Annotated in this window: 16 protein-coding genes, 1 tRNA gene and 4 pseudogenes; 10 read left to right on the forward strand and 11 right to left on the reverse strand. The window is 33.5% G+C overall.

Features of this window, described 5'->3' with window-relative positions:
- Window positions 1–244 precede the first annotated feature (244 nt).
- The 6 genes from P618_RS03350 to P618_RS03375 form a co-directional block, all read right to left on the reverse strand.
- On the reverse strand, window positions 245–850 hold the full coding sequence (locus P618_RS03350; protein ID WP_021827552.1) for an ISAs1 family transposase: 606 nt from the start codon (window positions 848–850) through the stop codon (window positions 245–247).
- Window positions 851–902: 52 nt separating this feature from the next.
- Window positions 903–1,193, reverse strand: coding sequence for a transposase family protein (locus P618_RS03355; RefSeq protein ID WP_021827553.1), 291 nt, complete (start codon window positions 1,191–1,193; stop codon window positions 903–905).
- 259 nt (window positions 1,194–1,452) lie between these two features.
- A complete protein-coding gene (locus P618_RS03360) occupies window positions 1,453–2,325 on the reverse strand; it encodes a glycosyltransferase family 25 protein (protein WP_162147074.1) in 873 nt (290 codons plus the stop codon).
- A gap of 94 nt (window positions 2,326–2,419) precedes the next feature.
- Window positions 2,420–2,719 carry an RNA chaperone Hfq gene (locus P618_RS03365; RefSeq protein WP_021827555.1) on the reverse strand — a complete coding sequence of 100 codons (300 nt, stop codon included), beginning with the start codon at window positions 2,717–2,719 and terminating at the stop codon, window positions 2,420–2,422.
- Window positions 2,719–3,390 (reverse strand): HAD family hydrolase, encoded by a 672-nt coding sequence (locus tag P618_RS03370; protein WP_021827556.1) that lies wholly within the window; start codon window positions 3,388–3,390, stop codon window positions 2,719–2,721. The genes P618_RS03365 and P618_RS03370 overlap by 1 nt, the downstream gene beginning before the upstream one ends.
- Before the next feature lie 18 nt (window positions 3,391–3,408).
- A tRNA-Met gene (locus P618_RS03375) sits at window positions 3,409–3,482 on the reverse strand.
- Between the two features lie 570 nt (window positions 3,483–4,052).
- Here P618_RS03375 and mraZ point away from each other — a divergent pair.
- The 6 genes from mraZ (at window position 4,053) to P618_RS03410 (ending at window position 11,282) form a co-directional block, all read left to right on the forward strand.
- Window positions 4,053–4,502, forward strand: coding sequence for a division/cell wall cluster transcriptional repressor MraZ (gene mraZ / locus P618_RS03380; RefSeq protein WP_021827557.1), 450 nt, complete (start codon window positions 4,053–4,055; stop codon window positions 4,500–4,502).
- A gap of 2 nt (window positions 4,503–4,504) precedes the next feature.
- On the forward strand, window positions 4,505–5,368 hold the full coding sequence (gene rsmH, locus P618_RS03385) for a 16S rRNA (cytosine(1402)-N(4))-methyltransferase RsmH (protein WP_021827558.1): 864 nt from the start codon (window positions 4,505–4,507) through the stop codon (window positions 5,366–5,368).
- 81 nt (window positions 5,369–5,449) lie between these two features.
- Window positions 5,450–5,764 carry a cell division protein FtsL gene (gene ftsL / locus P618_RS03390; protein WP_021827559.1) on the forward strand — a complete coding sequence of 105 codons (315 nt, stop codon included), beginning with the start codon at window positions 5,450–5,452 and terminating at the stop codon, window positions 5,762–5,764.
- A gap of 75 nt (window positions 5,765–5,839) precedes the next feature.
- The gene (locus P618_RS03395; RefSeq protein ID WP_024161156.1) at window positions 5,840–6,694 is read left to right on the forward strand and encodes a glutamate racemase; all 855 of its coding nucleotides are present in this window, start codon (window positions 5,840–5,842) and stop codon (window positions 6,692–6,694) included.
- A gap of 171 nt (window positions 6,695–6,865) precedes the next feature.
- Complete coding sequence (locus P618_RS03400; protein WP_021827561.1) at window positions 6,866–7,564, forward strand: CvpA family protein; 699 nt, start codon at window positions 6,866–6,868, stop codon at window positions 7,562–7,564.
- A gap of 706 nt (window positions 7,565–8,270) precedes the next feature.
- Window positions 8,271–11,282, forward strand: a complete 3,012-nt coding sequence (locus tag P618_RS03410; RefSeq protein ID WP_024161158.1) for a hypothetical protein — start codon at window positions 8,271–8,273, stop codon at window positions 11,280–11,282.
- A 112-nt stretch (window positions 11,283–11,394) separates the two neighbouring features.
- Here the strand turns inward: P618_RS03410 and P618_RS09315 are convergent, their stop codons facing one another.
- Window positions 11,395–11,589 (reverse strand): hypothetical protein, encoded by a 195-nt coding sequence (locus tag P618_RS09315; RefSeq protein ID WP_084024582.1) that lies wholly within the window; start codon window positions 11,587–11,589, stop codon window positions 11,395–11,397.
- 241 nt (window positions 11,590–11,830) lie between these two features.
- Window positions 11,831–12,124 (reverse strand): annotated as a pseudogene (locus P618_RS06735) (transposase); the annotation flags it as partial.
- 196 nt (window positions 12,125–12,320) lie between these two features.
- Here P618_RS06735 and P618_RS09320 point away from each other — a divergent pair.
- Window positions 12,321–12,462: pseudogene (locus tag P618_RS09320) on the forward strand (IS5/IS1182 family transposase); the annotation flags it as partial.
- Window positions 12,463–12,482: 20 nt separating this feature from the next.
- Here the strand turns inward: P618_RS09320 and P618_RS03420 are convergent.
- Window positions 12,483–12,722 (reverse strand): hypothetical protein, encoded by a 240-nt coding sequence (locus P618_RS03420; protein ID WP_021827566.1) that lies wholly within the window; start codon window positions 12,720–12,722, stop codon window positions 12,483–12,485.
- A 131-nt stretch (window positions 12,723–12,853) separates the two neighbouring features.
- On the opposite strand from P618_RS03420, the pseudogene P618_RS09325 reads away from it, so the two are divergent.
- Window positions 12,854–12,995, forward strand: a pseudogene (locus P618_RS09325) (IS5/IS1182 family transposase); the annotation flags it as partial.
- Between the two features lie 20 nt (window positions 12,996–13,015).
- Here P618_RS09325 and P618_RS03425 read toward each other — a convergent pair.
- Both P618_RS03425 and P618_RS03430 read right to left on the reverse strand, forming a co-directional pair.
- The gene (locus P618_RS03425) at window positions 13,016–13,414 is read right to left on the reverse strand and encodes a hypothetical protein (RefSeq protein ID WP_021827567.1); all 399 of its coding nucleotides are present in this window, start codon (window positions 13,412–13,414) and stop codon (window positions 13,016–13,018) included.
- Between the two features lie 93 nt (window positions 13,415–13,507).
- Window positions 13,508–14,197, reverse strand: coding sequence for a hypothetical protein (locus tag P618_RS03430; protein ID WP_021827568.1), 690 nt, complete (start codon window positions 14,195–14,197; stop codon window positions 13,508–13,510).
- Between the two features lie 70 nt (window positions 14,198–14,267).
- On the opposite strand from P618_RS03430, the gene P618_RS03435 reads away from it, so the two are divergent.
- Together P618_RS03435 and P618_RS07330 are read left to right on the forward strand one after the other, a co-directional pair.
- Window positions 14,268–14,678 carry a hypothetical protein gene (locus P618_RS03435; RefSeq protein ID WP_021827569.1) on the forward strand — a complete coding sequence of 137 codons (411 nt, stop codon included), beginning with the start codon at window positions 14,268–14,270 and terminating at the stop codon, window positions 14,676–14,678.
- Between the two features lie 587 nt (window positions 14,679–15,265).
- Window positions 15,266–16,016 (forward strand): annotated as a pseudogene (locus P618_RS07330) (IS5 family transposase).
- Window positions 16,017–16,098: the final 82 nt, after the last annotated feature.

Genomic DNA, 16,098 nt, shown 5'->3' on the forward strand with positions numbered 1-16,098 from the left:
CAAACAAATATTAATATAAAAAAAAATATTGTCAAGCCAAAATACGACTATAATCAGGGCCTACCCATGAAGAATTGTGTTGACACAATGAATAAGATGTTTAAAAGACATAGAATGTTTGCGCATGATAGACTTGATCGAGTGTTCTGGCTTGTCTTTTGCTTTATGCAGTAGGGTTAAAGCCCATTTTCTGAGTATATCCAAATTTTCGGCAGCGCAGTCATTCCGAATGCAGGCTTTGTCCTCATTGAAAACAACATCCAAAACCCAGTTGCAGTTGATTTTCAATTTCCCAATGCTGACGGGCAATCTCATTCAGTTCAAAAGCACTTAATAATTTTGATGAAATATAGTATCGGGTATCTTTTGATTTTTTCCCTTTACGAAGCACCGTTGAGGTAATGCGACCTATGGATTTTAAACCAGGCCATTGATGAATGTCATTCAGCCACTTTGTATGATGTGAAACAACGGCCACACGCTGTTCAATTCTTCCATAGCCTATGTCATTATTTTCGTTAATGAATTCGTGGTTATTTAACTCAGATAAAAAGAGCTTAACATCTTCAAACAATGTTCCTTGTTTGCCTTTGAGTGAAATAACATAAGCACCTTTCCTCTCAACGATTTGCTGACACATGTCCCTTTGAGCTCCCATGGCATCGATCGTAATGATTTTATTTTCAAGATCTAAAAGTTTTAACAATTTTGGAATGGCTTTGATTTCATTGCTTTTTTCATTCACTTTTTCTTGGGCGAACACCATTGTATTCTTATGGCACCAAGCACTTACACGATGAAGAGGCTTATTTGAAGAGCTATTCCGGATCATTTTCTCATCGATATTCATAATGTCACTCGTTATTTTTTGAAGACTTTCTAAAAAAGCGCCAAAGCAATCTCTAAATGGGGCATAAATTATTCCAAAGCCGTTGGTAAGTATCGTGACTTGGCACACCAGACGGAAAGTCAAAATATTTTTTCAACGCTTCCCTATGCATCTCAACAAAATCCTGCATTCCACTAAAACTGTCGATACCACAAAGAACTGCTAACAAACTGGTTGCTATCAAAGTCATAAAAGGGTGGCGTGGGTTCCTTGAGGAACGGGGATCTTCCCATGAACTAAAATGGCTTTCTATAAGTTCTCTCATTTCCTTAAACTCTCTGCTTAAGTTAAGGCAAATATACATCTTTTAAACACAGTTGTAGAATAAAATTTTTTCATGCGTAGGCCCTGGGTAAAACTTCTAGGATTTGAACTTCTTTTTGAAAAAAGGGGCTTTTAATTATGATACTTTTCTTTAAAAAGGGGAGGTCATTTTAGGCTAAATCTATCCTGTTCTCGATACCTTCTTAGTTTTTTTTGAGTTTGGAATTGACATTAATACAAGATTCGTAAAATTTACTCATTCATCAATTTAAAAGCGCTGAAATTGTTTTTTTCTATTCTCATGAACGAAACTTCCCCATTAACGTAAGATAAACGTTGTACATATAATACACAATTGATGATTTTAAATGAAATATTTGACTACGAATTCTTTGTAATTGATTGAAACAAAAAGTTTTTTTAGCTCTTTCTCTTCTGCCCTGTAGCTCTATTGCTGAATCTCCTTCTTTTTCTGTAACTAGCCCTGGAACCAATCCAGCAAATTGAAGAGAATTTCCGAATTCCCACGTGCGTTGAACGTAATGATCAACAGGAAGGACGTACCGTTGTGCTTTGGATAATAAAGCGCGAGCTGCGTTCCTATTAACTAACATTCCGACAGTTCCTGAAGTTTCTGTTAAAAATCGTACAATACTTTGAGAAAAAGAAAACTTTTTGATACAAAAAAAAGAACCAGAAAAACGGGGAGGAAGAAATAAAGAACATATATCCCATTGATGACGAAACTTTATAAGCTCTTTTAATACGCTTTCCAGATTAACCGGATCAAACGTTGCGTCATCTTCTAAAATTAATGCAAATTCAGAATTAGAATTTAAAAAAAGAGCCCATACTTTAACATGGCTTAAAAAACATCCTAATTCGCCTGCTCCCGGGGTTGCGCCATTAAACGCTAACTTGTACCCGTGCTTGTCTACAAATTTTTCTACAAAGGATTTAGAGAGAGTTTTTCCAATCACTCCAGAAACTCTAGAAAAAGGAAAACCTAATGTTTGGACTAAAGGAAGAATATCGTGATAGCGATGAATATCTTTATCTAAATTAATAACGAAGACAGAAATACCGGAACATTTTTTTTTTGAATCTTCGTCAAGAAAAGGGACGCCAATATTAGGCAAGTAAGAAGGTGCACGAACAGAATCAGAAAACAAAAAAACACTTCTTATACTTAAAAACCAGGCAAAGAATAAAAAAAATAAAATAATAGATAATTTTTTTAAAAGCTTCACGCAAAAGTAACCAGAGTTACTCATAAGAAGTAGACTTCAAAATAGAAGGATTAGAGAAATTAGGAGCAGTAAAAGGCGTCACTGGCATAATAGAAGAAATAGCATGCTGATACAAAATCTGAACGATTCCATCTTTTCTCAGCACTAAACAGTCATCACTGAATTGTTCTATGCATCCTTGAAGCTTGATACCGCTCATCAAAAAAATGGTTACAGAAACCTTTTGTGCACACAAAACAGATAAAAAATCTCTCTTCAAAGTCTGAATCTCAAAGATCTGATTTAAAGAATCGTTGGTATTTTTTTGAACAAACATTATTTATTTTCTCCCAAAAAATTATTTTCTATCGATTTTTTTATTTCAGCATAAAAATGAGCAATATTTTCAAAAGAAACAAAATTTCCATCAAAAGTTTTTGCCTGTGTTCCTACGGATACTGGAGTGCATCCTGCGTTTTGAGCGCACATCATATCCACCAAAGAATCTCCTACAAAAAGCACGTATTTCCCAGGAGAAATTCCAACTTGTTTAAGCGTTTGAATCAACGGCAAAGCTGAAGGTTTATCTTGCTCCCAATCTCCAGAACCTGAAACATAAGAAAAATACGACTGCCACTTCAACTTTTTAACCTGACGACGCAAAACATCCCCGTATTGATTGCTTACAATCCCCACAGGAACCCCCTTTTTATACAAAAACTCTAACAAACAACTCGATTTTTTAAAGGGAACAACTACTTCGCGTTGCTGATCTAAAAACAGCTTAAACTCCTGAACAGCCTCTCTATATTCTTCAGGAGAAAATAAAGAAAGAAACGCATCCCTTACAGAAAGCGAAGGAGAAACAACATAGCTATCTTTTTCTATCATCTCTTTCCCTTTATACGAAAGAAAATTATTCATGACAGCAAGACCAGACATCACCGTGTCTACTAAGGTACCATCCCAATCAAAAAAAACCGCTTCAACTTTCTTAAAAATACTCACACGGAATCTCCGAACATCTTGCGGAGGTAGGGTTCGAACCTACGACCTTCAGGTTATGAGCCTGACGAGCTGACCAACTGCTCTACCCCGCGATAAGGTCATTCTATCCTTTACAAATGTGCTTGTCAACACCTATTTTTTATTTTTTTATAGATTTCCTACAAAAAATTATACCGATCTCAAACAGTTATAGAGAGCGGTCCTTGGTGCTATACGATAAATCTTTTGTAATGCAGTACGTTTTGATGAAGTTATCGTGATCGTGTGAGTTTTTTTAATCTATTTTCTTGAATTTGAAAATCTGAAACGAAACAGTGAGCGCATTAGAAAACTTTTTTCTTTCTTTTGTGCCGGGAAAGTGAACGCAAAAAATAAAAAAACAATAAATTTTTTTGTTTCGTCCTTGGGGATTCTTTTCCTATTGACTTTTCATTAAGGCTTAATAATTAACCTTTAAACGCTTGGGATAATCTTGTCCCCATATGTGGATATTTTTTAGATAAGTCCTTTTTATTTTCTAGAATAAGCCTTGCTGTTCAAGGGGAAATCGATGGTTTTTTGTATGTGGATAACTCTGTGGAGAAAAAACCCAAATTATCCCATTGACTCCCAGATATTCCCATGCAATGCTTAATACAGTCCTAATGTATGTTTTGTAGTCGGTGCAACTATTTTTATCTACCTTCCAAAATAAGATCGATAAAAAAGGGAGAGTTTCTGTTCCTGCTTCTTTTAGAGCGGTACTTAGTGATCAGACTTTTCAAGGAATTGTTGTATTTCGCTCTTTGACTCATCCAGCAATTGAAGGATTCAGTATGACTCGTATGGAAAAGCTTAGCCAAGATCTTGATCAATTAGATGCGTTTTCTCAAGATTATGAAGATTGGACCGCAAGTATATTTGCAGATTCTCACCAGCTTCCATTTGATTCGGAAGGCCGAGTTCAATTACCAGAAATTTTTTGTAATTATGCAGGTATTACAGATGTGGTCGCATTTATTGGAAGAGGAAAAAGTTTTCAACTTTGGAATCCTTCGACTTTTGAAATGTATCAAAACCAAGCCAGAGATCGATTAAAAAATAAAGAACATGGTTTAAGAGTTGTGACGTAAAGATGCATACTCCTGTATTATCTAAAGAAATAAGCTTTTTGTTAAATTCAGCCCTTCCTTTTTTGTCTTCTTTTACATTCGTGGATGGAACTTTTGGAAGAGGAGGTCACACGAATATTGTATTAAATCTTTTTCCGGAAAATAAAATTTGGGCTTTTGATCGAGATCCTGAAGCCATTGATTGGGGGAAATCTCATTCAGAGTATCAATCAGTGTTCTGGGTGAACGATTGCTTTTCTCAGTTTGATTGTTATGTTGATCAACGCATATCTGGAATGATTTTAGATTTAGGTGTTTCTTCCCCTCAATTAGATCAAGCAGAGCGAGGATTCTCTTTTCGTTTTTGTGGCCCCTTGGATATGCGCATGAGTAAAACGGGACTGAGCGCAAAGGATCTTTTAAAAAACACTTCGGAAAAAGAATTAAGTCATATATTTTGGACTTATGGGCAAGAACGTCGAGCGCGATATTTTGCAAAGGTAATCAAACAGTATAAAGGCCCTTTAGAAACCACGACAGATTTGGCAACTTGTATTTGTAACTCTTTGGGAATTAGGCGCAAAACGTTTGGTTTTCATCCAGCTACTCGAATATTTCAAGCTCTTCGTATTGTCGTTAATCAAGAATTAGAGGTGTTATCACAAACGCTTCCAAAGGCTATTTCTGCTTTAGCTCCTTTTGGAATACTGATTGTGATTAGTTTTCATTCTTTAGAAGATGGAATTGTTAAGCGCGCTATACAATCTTGTCCTAAAGAAGCGTTTCGCTTTTCCAAAAAGCCATTAGTTCCTTCAAATTTAGAAATTAAGCAAAATCCAAGAGCACGTTCTGCAAAAATGCGCTGGATACAGAGATGGGAAAAATAAAGATGTTTTTTTTGCTCGTTTTATTTAGATCTATCAAAGTTTTTTGACGAGTTTAAATTTTGATCAATTGAAGGGGAAGTGATGAAAATCGTATTGTGTGTATCTTTTTTGATGGCAATGTTATCAGGAATGTTTTTGTTTCATGTCAAGTATCAAGTATTAGAATTGGAGCGAGAATATCAATCATCCCAAATGCAGTGCAAGGAGTTGGAGGATCAAATTTCCGTTCTTCAAAGCCAGTGGTGTTATTTAACACGCCCAGAGCGCGTTGAGTCATTGATTTATCAGCATTGGTCTCATTGGGGAAATCTTAACTTAGATCAAATTATATATTGGCCAAAAACAGTATTTATAGCCGGACAACTCTCAGAAACATCAATTAAAAATCATCTTTAATTCGTGTGTTGTTTAAAAAAATATTTTTGTCAAAATAGAAAAAGAATAAAAAAAATAGATATAAAAAGGAGTGTTATGAATTTGTCTTTTGCTTCTTCTTTTATTTTAAAATCTTTTGAAAACAGACTGCAAGATGTTTTTAAATATCCTATCGGAATCTATGACAGCGGGCTTGGTGGATTAAATGTATTGTTGGCTTTGTATAACGTTATGCCTACTAGGTGCTTTGTATATTTTGCGGATCTGCGTCATATGCCCTATGGAAATAGGTCGTCCGATTCTATTGCTAAATTATCCAAGGATAATGTAAAATTTTTGGAAAAACAGGGGTGTTCTATAATTGTGTCTGCTTGCCACACAAGTACAACATGCTTAAGTGCGATGAATATTGTGCCTTCAAAACATTTTGTGAGCATGGAAGCAAGCATGTACGCTATCATTCAAGAAGCTGTTATTCAGAATAAAATTTCAGAAGTGACTATTTTGGCAACACAACGTACGATTGATAGTTATGTGTATCAAAATTATTTATATCATACACTTCCAGACCTTAAAGTTCGTATGATCGCCTGTCCTTCTTGGGTAATCGCCATAGAATCTCAAGAAGAAAACAAAAAACGTAGCGCAGTTTTTGACATTTTACCGGATATTAAAAACTCTCACGCCATTGTTTACGGATGTACGCATTTTTCCGAAATGGACAAAATATTAGAGGAAGAGCTTCCTTTTGAATGTTTACGTTTAGACCCAAATCTTGCATTAGCTAAAGCTTTAAAAGAACAGGAAAAAACTTTACCTCTTAACGATGTGGAATTTAATCATCAAATTTGTGTGTTTACCAATGTTTCTTTTGCTCCTCAATTAGAAAATTTTCTTAAACAATTTCCTAAAGACTGCGCTAAAATTGAATACGTTTCTGAATTTTATTGATTTTTGGGCGCTTTTTAGTGTATTGATTTTTTATAAGTTTTAGTCTTGTAAATTTCAAAAAAATCTGATAGCTTTCAGCAGAAGCTGTTTTTGGATCGAGCGCAAGCTGGTTAATAAATAATCCTCAATCAGGTTTGCGTTTTTTGTACAAATATATTAAAAGAGAAAAATTTGAGTTTATTACAAGATTTTAACGTTTTTGACGGTCTTTTGTTGACTGTGATGATTTTTTCCGGATGTTTGGGATTTTTTCGAGGATTTGTGAAAGAGACGTTAAGTTTGCTTGCTTGGGGGACTTCTGGGGTGTTATCTTGGAGATATCATGAAGTAATGTATCCATTTTTGAGTAAGTGGATAACGTCTCCTACTATATTGAAAGTCTCGTGTTATGTGAGTATATTTTTGGGGATGCTTGTTATTTTTTTATGCTTTGTTCAGTGGATTGCTTTAAAAATTCGTTCAAGCATTATGGCGAGTGTGGATTCTTCGTTAGGGATCGTGTTTGGTGTATGTCGAGGAGTTGTGGTTATTTTAGGTGTCTATATGTTTTCTTTATTTTTTGTTGTTCCTGGACAACAACCGACAATTATCAAAATTTCTAAAAGTGAGAAATGGCTGAATCACGGAACCATTATTGTAGAACCTTTTCTTCCAGATAGAATAAAAACTAACAATTTTGTTCAAAGTATGAAACTTATACTGCAAGGTATGAAAAAAACAAATACGTTAATGAGCTCTCCATCGATGTCTGGAGATTGTGGATATGTTGAGGAGTCTTTAGGTTCTGAGGAAAATTTGAGTGTTTCTGATGAGCGATTATCGTCTCAAAATGATTCTGAACTTTCGTTGACACCTCAAGCAGTTCATTAAGATGATGTGTTCAGTCCCCGACAACATATGGTTTGGAATGCGATCAAAGTTTAACGGATTTCGCTCAAACTCTTTAAGAATAAATATCAAAAAAAGTTTGATGTTTCAATGATTTAAGTTTACGTTGATGATTATACTATAAAACAAAAGCCATCAAATTCTTCCTAAATTCTTATAATTACTGATAATATGTTTTTGTTGTATATTGTTTGATAATTTTGTTGGAAACTTCCACCTATCCTATTGGTCCAAGGATGTCTAAATTGTGTAAGCTTATGCTCAATTTTATGAGCTTTACAAATTGCATTAAAAGGATGAAGTTTTGGACGAAGATGCTCGGCTAGAAGCGCATAGGTAAATTGAGATCCATTATCAGTAAAGATTTTCGTAATTTTAAATGGATAATGCTCAATAATATTTCTTAAAAACATTGTAGATATATCCCAAGCTATCAATATGCAGCTCTATATAGGCGTTTTTGTAACCCGATAAATACTTTCCCTCTATGGTACGCTCTCTTTAGGTTTTTGTATTTTTTTTCTGAGTCTTAGCGTTGTCTTAGCATTGGCATGCAATAATATTTCCCATAAAGTTGTTTTCTTGCGTTCTTTATAGATTACAGCATAAGAGTTGGGAACTAAACAATTTTCTTGACAAAAAAGATATGTTAATTCAGTATAAGGTTATAAAGTGTTGATTTTTTTTTATGAAATTAAAATTTTTTTTGTTATTTCTATTTACAAACGGACAATCTTATTCTGTAAATAGTTTTCAAATTTTAATCAATGAAAAATGGGAAGATCCAAACCAAATTAAAAATACACTAGAGATATTAAAATCTGAAGGAAACAAGATAAATTTTAGTGACCTTCTAAAAATTTTAGAATTTATGACTAAACAAGCAAAAAATATTCAAGAAGTTAAAAATTTCTTTAAAGAGTATTTTTTTAAAGGTTCTGATCTTTATAAAAAAATTTTTGAAGCACCTCGTGATCCTTCTATAGTTTTTTCAGATAAAAAAAAAGTTTTTGAACTTGGATTGGAATGGCTGTACGAATTACAAGATACTTCTCATCTAACAAGCACTTTTTGGTCAATGTTATTATTAGAAATATTCAAAAATCGTGAAGAGAATGAAAAATTCAAAAATCGTGAAGAGAATGAAAAAATTTCAAGTTTTTCACAAAGTGATGAAAATGTTTTTCTAAAATTAAAAGAAGAAAATCACAATAAATTTGCTGTTTCTATGGGAGCGTTCTTTTCTTCTGGAGGTATCTTAGATCCGGGTATGATGGAAAAATTAGGATTTAAAGAAAGACTTAACGCTCTTGATGACAGTAATTTTGGATTTTTAATTGGAGAGCTCTGTAGTTCGAATCAAAAAATTTCTTTAAACTTTTTCGAAGACTTAGTTGAAAAAATCAATACTTTGCATAGGTATGACTTTATTCATGTCATAAGCTCTATCATGAAATGTAAGCAAACCATTTCTTTGCATGGATTTGAAGTTCTTATACCTAAAATCAATATGTTAAATGAAGAGTGTTTTTTAAGGTTTATGTTGGATTTTTGTAACTCTAATCAAAAAATTTCTTCAGAATTTTTTAAAAAATTGAATTTTAATAGAGATAATTTTTCAAATGCAGCTGACTTTTTTGGTAATATTATTTGTTACCTTTGTAACTCTAAACAAGAAATTCCTTCAGAAATTTTTGAAAATCTTGTGAAAAAAATTAATGAATTAGACGATTTTAATTTTTTTTATGCTATTGAAGAACTATGTAATTCTAAGCAAACAATCTCTTCCAAGGTTTTTGAACATATTGATTTTGAAAAAGTTAATTCATTGAATGATTTTTTGTTCTGCAATAGTCTTTACTGTTTATTTAGATCTAACCAAAAAATTCCAAAAATAATTTTTGAAAAGCTCGATTTCGAAAGATTAAATGACATAGAAGATTCTAAATTCGTAGAGCTTATTTCTTATCTGTGTCATTCTAAAAATGAACGTTTGATCAGTGTTTTTGAACTTATCAATTTTCAAAGAATGAATGCATTGAATGATTTTGAGTTTTCGCACGTTGTTTCTGAACTTTGCAACTCTGAGCAAAAAATTCCTTTAAATATTTTTCAAAACATTCTTGATGTCTTAGATTACAGTACCTTAAGCTATAGTAAACGCCTCATTATTGCGTCTTATTTTTGTAAAATGAAAGATAGCTTAAATTCCGAAATTCTTAAAGAATTTTATAAATTTTTTTTTGAAACTCCCGACTATGAAAAAATTAATCGATTAAGCGATTCAAGCTTTAATATCTTTGTGATTGGATTTTGTAATTATTATGATAAAAAAGAAATCTTGGACAAATTTTCGCAACTTTCTATTCGATTAAAACCAGCAATTTTAAAAAATTTAATTATTTCAAAAAAAATATTAGACGATATTGATACCTCTTTGCTTCCTTTACTTAAAGACAGTAAAAATTTTTCTCTTCAAGAAAAAACAAAGGAACTTATTTTAAGTGTGATTTCCTGCGTAGAAATTGAAGGATTTGCAAATACTATTTTTGAAGTTATTAACGCTCAAAAAGGTTTGGATTACTCAAAAAAATTTGCAAACCTTGTGACGAATTATATAGAAAATAAAAAAGAAGAAGAGGATAGTGAGTTTAACAAAAATTTAAAAATCCAGATATTTCAAGACAATCCGGAATCTATCAATACGCTTAATAAAAAAAATGCGTTCTATGATTGGTGTGCACTGAGATATAAGCACGAAGAGCTTCTTCAAGAACATCGACATTTTTTTATTCGTTTAATGAAAATTTTATGTTTAGAGGCAGAAAATCAAGATTTTTGTCATCAAAATAAGATACAAAGTGCCATGAATTATTTAGATGTTGTGTATGAAAAGAAAACCACCACATTAGCGAAAGATTATGAAAACTTAATTTTACAAACCATCAAAAATAACTCAATCAAAAAGTTAAAAGTATATTTGATGCAAAGACTTCCTTTTTATTTTGAACGAAAAACTGACATTAATCGAAGTTGTGCTAAATTTATTGATATTAAACAAGATTCAAAAGTGAGAAATAGTGTAGATGAAGAAAAAAAAATAAAAAAGTTAAACAAAAAAAATGGTGTATTGCGATTGCGTGACTTTTGTAAAGCATTAGATTGGGGAGTATGCGGGTACGATCTATTTAGAGGGTACGGATACACTCAGTCTTCAGTATCTGAATTCTTTGAGAAGCACACTGTTCCGTATCCTGGGCAATTTGACCCAAATCAAGTTAATGGGGAAACATTGAATCAAGGGTACGAACAATTAGCAACTGATCTTTTTAACATCGTATTTAAAGATAACGAGAGTACTATCAAATATTCAAATTATTTGATCAACGATAAAACGAGTTTTTTTCAAAATTTAAAAAACGATTTGGAGCAATTTTTTAAAAATGCATACCCTTCCACTGATCAGATTTTTACTTTGGATCATACTAAAGACGCAACGTATTACCATCCCGGAAAATTTTGTCTAAGATTACAAGAGATCATTAATGACGGAAAAGGAATGACGTTAGATAAGCATAATTTTCCAGATGCACGATGTCCACATGGAACTTTGCTAAATTTACGTTTAGCGTACGCAGAAATGCATGGAAATACAATGATTGGTTTTGACTTCGAAAAATGTCCCAAATTACAGGACTAATGAAGGTGTATAAAAAATTCTATTTTTTGATTAAATTTGCTGCGAAAGTCAGTTATTGAGAGAGTTAAGAGAGGTAAAGATTAGCTATAATAACCGTAGATCTTCCCCCCTCTTAAGATACGAAAAAACATTCATCATACAAGAGACGGTAAATTAAGTAACGTAAGGGGTTGTAAAATTTGTAATATATAGTAAAAGCAGTCAAATTATGATGAAGTAAAAAAGCACTAATAGACTGATATAATTCTTGGCAAAACCCAATTTTCCGCCTACTCCATCTCTTCATATGTGCCAAAAATTTCTCGATTGGATTTAAATCAGGTGAATAAGGTGGTAAAAAAAACTATAACGCGCAGATTCAAGTAATTCTTTGGTTCTTTGAGATTTATGAAATGAAGCATCATCTATGATCACAACTTGTCCGGGTTTTAATTCTTTTATCAAAAACGGCTCTACCCAAGCTTCGAATCATTGCGTGTTAGAAGAGCCGTTAAAAATCATCGGAGTAATCGCTTTATTATTTACTAAACCCGATACAATATAGTAATTTAGCACGAAAATCGGATTTGAAAAAATGCTGCAATAGCCTCGTAAAATTTATCAAACTGGTTAATTTTGTTCTTAACCCATCTTTTCATATGAGCCCAAAATTTCTCTATTGGATTCACATCGAGTGAGTATGGCGGTAAAAAAATTAACTGACAACCTACAAATTCGATTAACTCTTTTGTTCTTTGTGAGCTATGAGATGCGGCATTATCCATGATTACAATTTGCTCAGGTTCTAATTCCTTAATCAATAACTGCGACACCCAAGCTTCAAATAATTTTGTATGACAAGAACCATTAAATACCCTAGGTGTTTAGTTCCTTATAGATTATACCATAAGCATTCGGAACTAAACATTTACTTTTATAGTTACCTGCTTGGGTAAAATTTATGACTTTTTTCTTAAATCTATACTATATAGACTCGTACATTATCTATCTTCTTAGACAGAATATGGCATATTTTGTATTGCAATTCAACTGTTTTTACTATATAAATCTCGCCACTTGATCAAGAATTTTTTTGCTAAACTTAAGGAAGCACCACGCCATAGCCACACGCTATGATAAAACGTCTTTAAATTCTCTAGGCGCCATTCACTTGGCTTCAATTGTCGTTTGGCTTAATTGAGGCCAGGCCCTAAAAAAATTTTATCCGCTCTCATTTACGTGAAACGGAAGTTTTTCCCAAAATGATGAAACAAATTCAGGCCCTTCAGTGGGTTCACAACATCGATAAATAATTTTATTTAAAAGAACCAAATTTCCAGCTACGTAATGTCGCTCAGGTGACCAATCTCCTTTAAATTGCCATAACGGAAGAGAAATTTCTTGAATTTGTCCATTTGTATCCTTGAGCGTATTATACCATAAGCATTCGGAACTAAACATTTACTTTTATAGTTACCTGCTTGGGTAAAATTTATGACTTTTTTCTTAAATCTATACTATATGGACTCGTACATTATCTACCTTCTTAGACAGAATATGGCATATTTTGTATTGCAATTCAACTGTTTTTACTATATAAATCTCGCCACTTGATCAAGAATTTTTTTGCTAAACTTAAGGAAGCACCACGCCATAGCCACACGCTATGATAAAACGTCTTTAAATTCTCTAGGCGCCATTCACTTGGCTTCAATTGTCGTTTGGCTTAATTGAGGCCAGGCCCTAAAAAAATTTTATCCGCTCTCATTTACGTGAAACGGAAGTTTTTCCCAAAATGATGAAACAAATTCAGGCCCTTCAGTGGGTTCACAACATCGATAAATAATTTTATTTAAAAGAACCAAATTTCCAGCTACGTAATGTCGCTCAGGTGACCAATCTCCTTTAAATTGCCATAACGGAAGAGAAATTTCTTGAATTTGTCCATTTGTATCCTTGAGCGTGATGATATTTTCTTTACAAGAAATTTGAATTTTTGCTGATTCTAAGTTAGGAGCAGAGGAAATGCTAGCAGTTTCCATTTTTTTGAGACGATCTTGCATTTGTTCTAAAATTTTCATAATATACCTAAAATTTCCATCGACCTCTAAAGCCGTTAACGGGCTTTGCCGATCTTTCCAATAAATGATCATATAGAATTATCTCCTTATATAGAAAAAAATTTTTATAAAAATGAAAGTTCTCGAAAGAACAACGGCTCACAGGGAGTTTACACAAAAAATTAATTAAGCATCAGAAATTTCGATGATAGAAAAACTGATCCATAATTCATTATTTTTAAAAAAATAACACTGAGATCGATAAGATTTTCTGTAATTTTTATATACTAAATGGCAAAATACGTCTCCGCGTTCAATACATTGCTTGAGAGAAAGAATTTTGTTTGGGCCATAGATTTTTTGTCCAGGACTCCAATCTAAAACAGTATCCTCATCTGAAGTTTCTGGAAAACAATACCACTGCATACAATCCTTTGGATCTGTACATTTTTCAACACCACAAGGAAGTGGAGAACATCTAGGATTAAGCACACAACTATCTTGAGTAAAAACAAAATCTTGAATAAAGGCAGGAGAGCTTAAATCTAAACGATAATTAGAGCTATCTTCAAAAAGTTCCATATTTTTTTCAAACTCACTCCATCCTATTGGACATAACATCACAGAAACACTTTTGAAAAAATTTTTGGATTGATAAAGTACAGCACCTCGTAAAGGGGGATGATAGGAGCTTTTTTGGATTTGTATTACAGGACGCGCCAAGATAGGCTCAAAACTGAGAAAAGCTTTTAATTCAATACGCAATGGAAATAGATCTGTTACCCTGACAGATTCAGGTTCTTGAGAATCTAGGACTAAAAAAGGATCATCTTGATTTTCAAACTCTGTACTGTGTACATAATAAAAATCTTTCAAATTACGATTACAATCCTGTTTTTACTTTTATAGTATACAATAATTCAAACGGTTTCACAAAATGATATCAATGAAAAAAAGTTTCTCTTTTTTACATACTGCACTAACACTGGGTGTTTGTTTAATTTTTAATCTTTCGTTAAATCCATATTTTGTTTTTGCGCATTCTTCTGTTGGTCAAAACGAGATCAATATTGAAGAAAACAAGATGTCTGTTAGCAATACGAACGCAGTACTCATCGCGTTTAGGGAAGGGGTGTCTCTACCTGGAGTTCTGCCTTTGTCCAATGAAATTAAAATCATTCTGCAATCATTAGAGGGAGTCAATACGGAAGCAGAAGAATCTTTAAAATCTATTCAATTTTCAATTAAAGAAAATTCTGAAAACGCAGAAGTTTTGAAGAGTGTATTAAAAAAATTACGAGCGATGTATCAAGCTAAACAAGTTTCTTTGGTGCGAATTCCAAAAATGTTTTTATAATATATTTATAATAAATACCATTTTCCTAAAAAATAAATTGGATTATCATCACAGTTAATAACCGAGCATATTTACAAAAAAGCTATTACTTCTCTGGATTCAATAAGCAAGGATAGTAAAAAAGCAATAAAACTTAGGGCTATAATTTCAGCCAAGGATAACGGTGCTCATGTTGTGGCCAAGGTATTTGGAACCACAACTCATACTTTTGCGCAATTGGGTGAAGGCGTTTAAAGAAAATGGCCAAGATGGGCTTGATATTATTGAATGCTGGGTCCGGATTTTAGAACAAACATAGAAATGAGATTCTAAAATGGGTTAAAGGTGATCCAAACATCACCATTAAAGAGAGAGCAAGTTAGAGGAAGAATTTGATGTTGACTCCAGAAAGTCTGCAATATATAGGGTCTTGCATAAAAAATGAAACTTTCCTACATAACGCTATGTTCAGTGCGCCATCAACAAGATAAAAGCTCACACGCGGAGTTCATCAAAAAATTTAGACCAAAAGACCTTAGATAGTGTAGTCACGAGATAGGAAATATGATATAAGTGATGCAGTTATTTCATGAATGCATAGGTATTATATGTCAAAAGTCCATCGTCACCACGATATTTCAGACCGCGTATGGAGTTGTGTTAGAGCCTCATTTACCAGGACGAGAAGGTGTTTGGGGCGGGAGAGCTCAAGATAATTGCCAATGTATTAATGCTATTTTTTGGATCTTAAGGACAGGAGCGCCATGGCCAGATTATGGAAGCTGGAGCAGTGCGCACCGTCGTTTTATCAGATGGAGAGACAAAGGTATCCGGGAGAAGTTGCTCGAAGAATGAGTTAATGTTCCGGATTATGAATGGCTGATGATTGATGCAAGTCACATCAAAGTGCATCCTCATGCAGCCGGTGCGAAAGGTGGAAATCAAGAGATGAGCAGCTCAAAAGGGGCTTAATACAAAGGTACATCTGGCCGTGGATGCGCATGGTATGCTGCAGTCAGAATCATTATTACAGACGGTACCACGGCTGATTGCACGCAAGCTTGGCAATTGATAAGCGGCATCGCAGCCGAGTATTTACTCGCAGACAAATATGATAGCGATGCGAGTGTTGCTCAGGCCCAAAGCCAAAGCATGACCGTAGTCATACCTCCAAGAAAAAACCGAAAAGTTCACAAAGGCTATGATAAAGATTTATACAAGTTGCGGCATCTTGTTGAAAATGCATTTCTCCATCTCAAGCGCTGGCGCGGTATTGCAAGCCGTTATGCGAAAAATGTCAGATCATTCTTGGCAGCAGTACAAATTCGATGTATCGCTTTATGGGCTAATATCTCGTGACTACACTATCTAAATAACTCAAGCAAGAAACTTTTTTATTTTGATGAGGCAAGGTTTTTACCCCATTCAAATCTTGGTCGTG

This window comes from Holospora obtusa F1, assembly GCF_000469665.2.
Lineage (GTDB): Bacteria > Pseudomonadota > Alphaproteobacteria > Holosporales > Holosporaceae > Holospora > Holospora obtusa.